Origin of the sequence: Enterovirga sp. (assembly GCF_028290205.1) — a bacterium.
Taxonomy (GTDB): Bacteria; Pseudomonadota; Alphaproteobacteria; order Rhizobiales; family Beijerinckiaceae; genus Enterovirga.
In genome coordinates this window covers 1-7,509 of record NZ_JAQGKF010000063.1, presented here as the reverse complement: position 1 = coordinate 7,509, position 7,509 = coordinate 1, and the positions used below count along the sequence as shown (strand labels likewise).

At 68.2% G+C, this 7,509-nt stretch carries 6 protein-coding genes and 1 pseudogene; 2 read left to right on the top strand and 5 right to left on the bottom strand.

Translation table 11 applies throughout. The features are described from left to right. Nucleotides 1-205: 205 nt before the first annotated feature. The 5 genes from JWR86_RS04490 to JWR86_RS04470 all read right to left on the bottom strand — a co-directional run bounded on the left by JWR86_RS04490 (nt 206) and on the right by JWR86_RS04470 (nt 5,792). Nucleotides 206-1,177 carry a tripartite tricarboxylate transporter substrate binding protein gene (locus JWR86_RS04490; RefSeq protein WP_299561346.1) on the bottom strand — a complete coding sequence of 324 codons (972 nt, stop codon included), beginning with the start codon at nt 1,175-1,177 and terminating at the stop codon, nt 206-208. A gap of 21 nt (nt 1,178-1,198) precedes the next feature. Then, a complete protein-coding gene (locus JWR86_RS04485) occupies nt 1,199-1,981 on the bottom strand; it encodes a CoA-transferase (RefSeq protein WP_299561343.1) in 783 nt (260 codons plus the stop codon). Further along, nucleotides 1,978-2,931 (bottom strand): CoA-transferase, encoded by a 954-nt coding sequence (locus JWR86_RS04480; protein ID WP_299561340.1) that lies wholly within the window; start codon nt 2,929-2,931, stop codon nt 1,978-1,980. Before JWR86_RS04480 ends, JWR86_RS04485 begins: the two co-directional genes overlap by 4 nt. 180 nt (nt 2,932-3,111) lie before the next feature. Then, nucleotides 3,112-4,413 (bottom strand): amidase, encoded by a 1,302-nt coding sequence (locus JWR86_RS04475; protein ID WP_299561337.1) that lies wholly within the window; start codon nt 4,411-4,413, stop codon nt 3,112-3,114. 182 nt (nt 4,414-4,595) lie between these two features. Next, on the bottom strand, nt 4,596-5,792 hold the full coding sequence (locus JWR86_RS04470) for an ABC transporter substrate-binding protein (RefSeq protein ID WP_299561349.1): 1,197 nt from the start codon (nt 5,790-5,792) through the stop codon (nt 4,596-4,598). A gap of 660 nt (nt 5,793-6,452) precedes the next feature. Between JWR86_RS04470 and JWR86_RS04465 the strand changes: the two genes are divergently transcribed. Both JWR86_RS04465 and JWR86_RS04460 read left to right on the top strand, forming a co-directional pair. Further along, nucleotides 6,453-6,593, top strand: coding sequence for a hypothetical protein (locus JWR86_RS04465; RefSeq protein ID WP_299561334.1), 141 nt, complete (start codon nt 6,453-6,455; stop codon nt 6,591-6,593). Between the two features lie 456 nt (nt 6,594-7,049). Beyond that, nucleotides 7,050-7,509, top strand: a pseudogene (locus JWR86_RS04460) (hypothetical protein); the annotation flags it as partial.

Genomic DNA, 7,509 nt, shown 5'->3' with positions numbered 1-7,509 from the left:
GCCATGTCCAACCACGCCCGAGCTGCACGGCTCTGTTCAGGTTTCATCCCGTTCCGCTTAGTCAAAGTCACCTTTTACCGTCAACGCCAGCGGATAGTGTTCCGGGCGCTTCCTTGGGCCCGTGCCCGCCGGGCGGGGTAAGCCGGAACCGATCCCGCAATTTCCGGGGTGTTCCCAGCGTCCGAGCTTGCTGCCTAATCCCGGGTCACTGCTTCTCGATGCCGCTCACCGCGACGTAGGTCGCCCATTTTGCGGTCTCGCTCTGCACAAAGGCGCCGAGTTCGGCCGGCGTGGAGCCGAAGGGTTCGCCGCCGATGCTGCGGAAGAAGGGCTCGGCGTCGGGCGCGTTGATGGCCTTCAGGATGCCGGCGTTGAGCCGGGCCACGAGTTCGGGCCGCGTGCCGGCCCGGGAAAAGGCGGCGAGCCAGCCGATGATCTCATAATCGGGGACGCCGGCCTCCTGCATGGTCGGCACCTCGGCCAACTGGCCGACCCGCTGCGCCGTGGTGACGGCGAGAGCCCGCACGGCCTTGGCCTCGATCTGGGGCAGGGCGGTCGGCAGGTCGGCCACCACGAAGTCGATGCGGTTGGCCATCAGGTCGATGATGGCGCGGTTGTTGCCCTGGTAGGGGACGCGGGTGAGCCGCATGCCGCCGGCCTTGGCCAAGACCTCGGCCGCGACCTGGCTGGACGCGTTGCCGCTGCCATAGGACAGCATCGCGGGCGGGCGGCCGAGCGCCATCAGCTCGGCGACCGTGGTGGCTTTCAGGTCCGGCCGGACGATCAGGGCCAAGGGCAGCCGCACGATGCGGGCCACGGGCGCGAAATCCGCCACCGGGTCGTAGGACAGCTTCTTGTACAGATTGGCGTTCGACGCGTGGGTCGAGTTGCTGGTGACCAGCACCACCGAGCCGTCCTGCGGGCCGTCCGCCACGGCGCGCGCGGCGAGCGAGCCGTTCGCCCCCGGCTTGTTCTCGACCACGATGTTGGTGGCGAGGTCCTTGGCCATGCGGTCGGCCAGGAAGCGGGCCATGCTGTCGGTGGCGCTGCCGGCCGCGAAGGGGACCACGAAGGTGACGGTTCGGGCCGGGTAGGGCTCCGCGGCAGCGGGCCCGGAGGCGAAGGCCGCGAGGGCCGCGAGAAGGCCGAGGCCGGCCAAGGCACGTCTCACCATCATGCGTCCTCCCCAAAAACCCGGTCAGTGTCGGGCGGTGCGCCCCGGGGCGAGCGCCCCGCGCGGATCCACCACCGTGCGCAGCACCCTCAATTCGTCGTCGCTGGGCGGAACGGTGGTGGCGGGTTCGGGGTCGGCCGCGAAGCGGAAGCCGGTCTCGGCGACCACCTCCTCCAGCGTGTGCCCGGGATGGAGCGAGCGCAGCCGCATGCGCAGCGTCTCGGGGTCGAAATCGAACACGCAGCGCGGGGTCAGGCAATAGCGCGGGCCCTCCCGGACGAGGCCGGCGCGCGCCCGGCTGTCTGGTCCGTCGAGGTTGCCTGGCACGGTGACGAAGTCGACCCGCTCGACGAAGTTGCGCCGCGTGTGGCTCGTGGCCGTGATGTAGAAGCGCCGCGACCGGACGCCGTAGGAGATGTTGGCGGCGCCCGGCCCGCGCAGCGTCGGCCGGTCCCAGGGGCCGATGGCGTGCAGGTTGATGTTGCCGTGCGCGTCGATCTGCAGCCCGCTGTGAAAGAAGAAGTCGAGGCCGCGATGCGAGTGGCCGAACAGCTCGGTGAAGGTTTCGGACGCCTCGCAGGTGCCGAGCGCCCGGTCGTCCAGCATGGAATCCCAGAGCTGCCGCGGGCGCGGATTGACGAACATCTCGCCGGCGATCTGGATGTTCGGGGCGTGCATGGCCCTGGCCAGCATGATGGCCGCCATAGGGATCAGGGCGGCGGCCCCGGCGGCCCCGGTCTCGCCGTCGCGGAGGTCCCGGGCCAGCAGCACGGCCAGGAGTTCGCCCGTCGAGTAGCGCTCGCTCACAGGAAGCGGGCCTCGCGTTCGAGCGGCGCCAGCGCCCGGTAGCCGCCGAGGGCCTCGAGGTAATCGAAGATGTCGGCGGGGCCGAGCACGAAGCGCTCCAGATAGGCCGTCACCTCGGCCGTGGAGCCTGCGCGCCGGCCCGCCTCGGCGAGGTCGGCGAAGCGCTCGATGAAGCTCTCGTCCATGCTGTAATGCGGGAAGCTCGCAGTCGGATGGGCGCCGAACGGGATTTCGACCACGGCGTCCACGTAGATGCCGGCGACCGTGGTGCCGCGCGGATCCCGCAGAATGGCCTCGTTCGGCACCAGCTTGTCGACGCTCGCGACCACGTGCTGTCCGGCGCGCGCCATCAGGGCGTCCGCATAGGTCATGGTCGAGAGGTTGCGGAGGTTGCCGTATTCGTCGCCTTCCTGGGCGTGGAGAAGCACGAGGTCGGGCCGGATCGCCGGCACCGCATAGAGCGGCTCATCGCCGAAGGGCGAGGCGATCGGCCGGGCGAGGGGGTTGAGCGAGGTCACGTCGGAGCCGGCCCAGGCCGCCACCGGCTGGAAGGGCACGCCGTGCGCCGCCGCCATCAGCCCGCCCACCACGGTCAGGGCGTCGATCGCGTGAGCCGTGATCTCGCCGCGCTCGACGGCGCCGCGGAAGCTCGGGCAGAAGCGGTTCTCCAGCGTGACGGCCGGCAGGAAGGTCTCGGCCACCCGGCCGGCGGCGATCAGGAGGTCGACATCGTAGCCCGAGCCCGGGGACGAGAAGAGCCGCAGGTCGCTCAGCCCCGTCCGGATCAGCTCCCGGACGAGCGCCACCGGCCGCCCCTGTTTGAACAGCCCGCCCAGGCAGACGCTGCAGCCGTCGCGCCCGAAGCGCAGCAGCGTCGGGCCGATCTCCGCCGCGCCGATCAGCTTGGAGTGGCGTCCCCCCGCGCTCGGCGTCATGGGTTGGTCGATCACGACGCGCGCCGCCGCCCGTTGCCCGACCCTGCGCTGGCCACCGCTTCCCCCGCTTGACGTTGCCGCCCGGCCGGATCGAACCGGCCAAGCCGGCGAGTATGGCCAGGCCAGGCCGCCTGTCAAACAGCGAACAGCCGTTCCGCATGGCGGACATCTTCCCGCTCCGGCGGGCGCAGGGCTTCAGTTGGAGGGCCAGCGATGAGCACGGTCGTCGTAGACGATCTCTGCAACGGCTCGCCCGTGTTCGAGCAGCAAACGGTCAGCACCACGGCGCGCCACGAGCTGAATGCCGACCGGCATCCCGTTCGGCCCGACGAAGCCCGGAATGGTGAGGCAGGGGACCTGCAGCATCGTCCAGATGCGGTTGAATTCGTTGTTGCCCAGTCCGTTGCCGGGGTCAGGCTCGCCGGGAGCTGCCGGAGTCAGGATCACGTCGAACGATTCGAACGCGCGGTCGATCTCCAGCGCGCAACTGAGGAGCCCAGCTCGCATCTGTTGCACCACGTCAGGGTCGACGGCCCGTCCCATCTCCACGAAGTCGCGGAACTGCGCGCTCAAGAGCTCCGGGTGGTTCGCCAGCTCGGCCGCCAAGGACCAGGACGCCTCCACGGCGACCAGGGTGAAGAACCCCGCGTTGATCGCTGTGAACTCGGGCGAAAGGGAGAGCGGCTCCACGACCAGCCCATGGCTTGCCAGGGCGTGCGCTGCCTGACTCAGCGCGGCCCGCGTTTCGGGCTTCGTCTCTGTCCAGAAGGGTGTTTCGCAATAGGCGATCCGCAACGGCCGTGCTGGCGAGGCGACGGGGTCCTGCGACGGCGCGAGGACCCGATCGAGCAGGACGATGTCGTCGATCGCGCGAGCAATGATCCCGACCGTGTCGAAGCTCACCGACAGCGACTTCACGCCTCGCGTGTCGATGCGACGGTAGCTCGGCTTGTAACCGTAGACTCCGCAATACGATGCGGGCCGGATGGTCGAGCCGCCGGTCTGCGTTCCGAGCGCCGCCGGCACCATGAAATCCGCCACCGCCGCAGCCGAGCCGCTCGAGGACCCGCCTGGCGTGCGGCTGACGTCGTGCGGGTTCGCCGTGTCCGCGGGGGTGAGGTGTGCGAATTCGCTGGTCTTGGTCTTGCCCAGGATGATGGCGCCGGCATCCCGAAGCTTGGCAACGCAAGCAGCGTCACGTGAGGGCCGATGGCCCGGGTAGATGGCCGAATTGTACTCCGTGGGCATATCCTGCGTGTCGATGTTGTCCTTGATGGCGATCGGAACGCCATGCAGCGGGCCGCGGGCGGAGCCGCCCTGATCCGCCCGCCGGGCAGCCGCGATCGCGGCCTCTGGATCGCAATGGGCGAAGGCCCGGACCTTGTCCTCGCGGGCCGCGATGCGGTCCAGGCAATCACGCACGAGTTCCTCGCTGCCGAACCTCCGGCTGGCGATCCCGTCCGCCGCGGAATGAAGGCTCATCTGATTGAGGTTCATGCATCTCGCTCCTGGCGTTGCGCAGAGTCGCGCTGCGGCCATTCGGACGGCGTGCCGGCCGGTCGGGGTCTGCGCTGACGTCACCGATGGTGCATTTCGCCCCGCGATCTTCGCTGCCGCGGGGCATCGCCCCTGCCGCGCCCGCGTCTCGCGCCGATGCGAGACGGGGGCATGGCCGGCGATCACTTCACGAGGGGGCAATTCCCATCGTGGAGCGGCCGAAAGGCCTGCTCTCCTGGGACGGTCCGAACCTTTTCGTAGTAATCCCAAGGACCGGTGGCGCGAGCCGGCGCCTTGACGCGAAAGAGATAGACGTCGTGAATCTTCCGCCCGTCCATCCGGATCTTGCCTGGGCCGAATAACTTATCCTCGGTCGGCAGTTCCTTCATCTTGGTGACGACGGTGCCGGCATGGGAGGATTTCGCCGCGTCGACGGCCTTGAGATAGTGCAGAATTCCGGCATAGACGCCAGCCTGCATCATGGTCGGCTTCCGGCCGATTTCCTTCTCGAAGCGGGCAGACCACTTTCGGGTGTCGTCGTTGAGGTCCCAGTAGAAGGCCTCGGTGACGAGCAGGCCCTGGGCGGTCTCCAGGCCGAGCGCATGCACGTCCGTGATCGTCCCGATCATGCTGGCCAGCACCTGGTGGCCGCCCTTCGTGATGCCGAATTCATGGGCCTGACGGACGGAGGCGATCATGTCCCCACCGGCATTCGCCAAGCCGATCACTTTGGCTCCCGAGGCCTGCGCCTGCAGGAGGTGCGAAGACAGGTCGGCGGTCGGGAAGGGGTGCCGGACACGTCCTTTCACCTCCCCGCCCAGGCTTTTGATGACGGCCGACGCTTCGCTCTCGAGCGTATGGCCGAACGCGTAGTCCGCGGTGATGAAGAACCAGGACTTGCCGCCGTCCTCCACGACAGCCCTCGCGGTGCTGTGCGCCAGCGCCCAGGTGTCGATGGCCCAGTGAATGGTGTGGGGTGTGCAGGCTTTTCCGGTCAGATCAGACGTGCCGGCCGTGGCTGCGATGAACACCGCATTGCTGCTTCGGACGATCTCGTTGACGGCAAGGGCGGCAGACGAACTCGGCACGTCGACAATGGCGGTGACGCCCTCCTGGCCGATCCAGCCCCGCGAGATGTTGGACGCGACATCCGGCTTGTTTTGGTGATCGGCCGAGATGACCTCGACCTTGAGGGCCTGATTGGTTTCCAGGAAATCCTGCACCGCCATCCGGGCCGCCACGACCGAGCCGCTCCCCGACATGTCGGAGGTGCTGCCGGAGAGATCCGTCAGGACTCCGATCTTCACGCTGGTCGCCAACACCGAAGCGGACGACAAGACAACCAGAGTGCATGCAAGCCCGATCGTACTCAACCTCATGACAACGCTCCTCCCATTTGTGTTTTTTGGGCGTTCAGTCTGCTCGGTCCCCACGCGGTGACCCTGGCCCACGGTCGCGCGGAAGAGACGGCTTCCGACCGCCCGGGCGTATCCAGCATGCTGAACTGAATGCGAAAGAGCATGCAGAACTAGGGCTGTCAAAGACGTCGTCGGGGACGTGGCGAATTCCGTCGGCCAGGGATCCGGCGGAGCCTCTCGGCGCGGCCGCTTCCCCGGGCGGTGCTCGCGGGAGCCAAGACGATCGGGTCCGATCCGGGGCCCTTGGCGGCGACACCGTGGAGCCGCTGCGGACGGTGCCCGGCCGGCTCGGTCTTGGCGGTTGGGAAAGGTAACGCCCTCTCTCCCCGCCCGGCCAGCGCGACGCTCGGCGGGGCAGGGGCGGCGGCTTCGAACCTGCACGGCCAGGTCGGTGCGGCACGGTACTTTGACTACCGGAGGTCCGCGCAATGGCGAATGGTGGAGCACCCGCCCTCTCTTGCCCGAGCCATGCCGCGTTTCTTTTTTCATGTTCGCACCGGCCGGGGGTGGCAGGCAGACCCTGACGGGGCCGAGTGCGCTGACATCGAAGCTGCCACCCGGGAGGCAGTCAGGAAGGCGCGCGTCGCGGTCGCGCCGAATTCACCGGCTGGGCTCTCGACCGTGCAGGCGCTGGATTGCTCGATCGCCATCGCCGACGAGACCGGACGCCTGGTGCTGGCGGTGCCCTGCTATGAGGCGGCCTATGTGCCGGGATTCGACCCGCTGCGTCGCCGAGGGGCCGGGTCGCCGCCGAGCGCCTGAGCCGAGGCGGTCCTTGCGCAGGCGTGACGGAACGTGCCCGAGCCGGAGCGGCTTAGAGCCCGCTTGGCTTGAGCGGCTCAGCTCCGCGAGGGGTGGAGGGAGAGATTGAAACGCCGGGAGAGGGGCGGTCGGGCGGACCTGGTGGAGCTGAGCGGGATCGTCGATTGGGTGACCGCGCGCCGGCCTCCTGGCATCGCCAACGCCACGAAGCCTCGCCGCTGGCTGGGTGGACAACCAGGACAAGCTCACGGCCTGGAACAAGCTCGTCCGTGATCAGCTCGGTCCCGAATGACGAAAAGCGTCACTAACGCCGTTTCCTCTGTCTCGGGCGCGTCCGGTGCCCGCATCGAAGGCTGTTGCGTGCGCGCGGCGGCCTGCAGCCATTGCAAAGCCGGTAGTCGCGGGTCAACGTAGGCCGAAGGCGGCTAAAACGCGGCCAGCGCTGGGGCGGAATGCGTGCTTGGGTTTGGGGTCGCGGCGAACGCCTTCATTCTGCATGTCGCCGAGCTGCTCAGAAACGAGGCAATTCCGGGCCTCGTCGCGACGACGCTCGTTATTTCCCTCGTCGTGGCCGGAGTTGCTTATGGCCGTGGCGTGCTCGCGCGCGTCTCGGCCGCTCGCATGCTTCGCGCCATCGTCCAGAAAGCCGCCGATGAAGCATCGTTCGGCCGTTCAATTGTCGACCTGGACGCAGAGATCCTTAAATCGGGCGGAAAGGGAGCCCGCAAGCAGGTCGCGACGGCCTGGGACAAGTACCGCGAAACGCTCGTTGAGCACGACGAAGACGGCGTGACCATCCTGCGCAATTCGGTCCGACCAGCGGTTTTCTTTAACGCGGACGATCTCGGCTTCACCCCGGGCTTGTGGCGTATCGTCCCGGGTCTGTTCGTCACCGTCGGATTGTTTCTGACCTTCC

What these genes read in the sequence shown, in the direction of transcription:
- JWR86_RS04490 (WP_299561346.1), bottom strand. Translation starts at nt 1,177, where the DNA reads ATGATGGTGAGACGTGCCTTGGCCGGCCTCGGCCTTCTCGCGGCCCTC.
- JWR86_RS04470 (WP_299561349.1), bottom strand. Translation starts at nt 5,792, where the DNA reads ATGAGGTTGAGTACGATCGGGCTTGCATGCACTCTGGTTGTCTTGTCG.
- JWR86_RS04475 (WP_299561337.1), bottom strand. Translation starts at nt 4,413, where the DNA reads ATGAACCTCAATCAGATGAGCCTTCATTCCGCGGCGGACGGGATCGCC.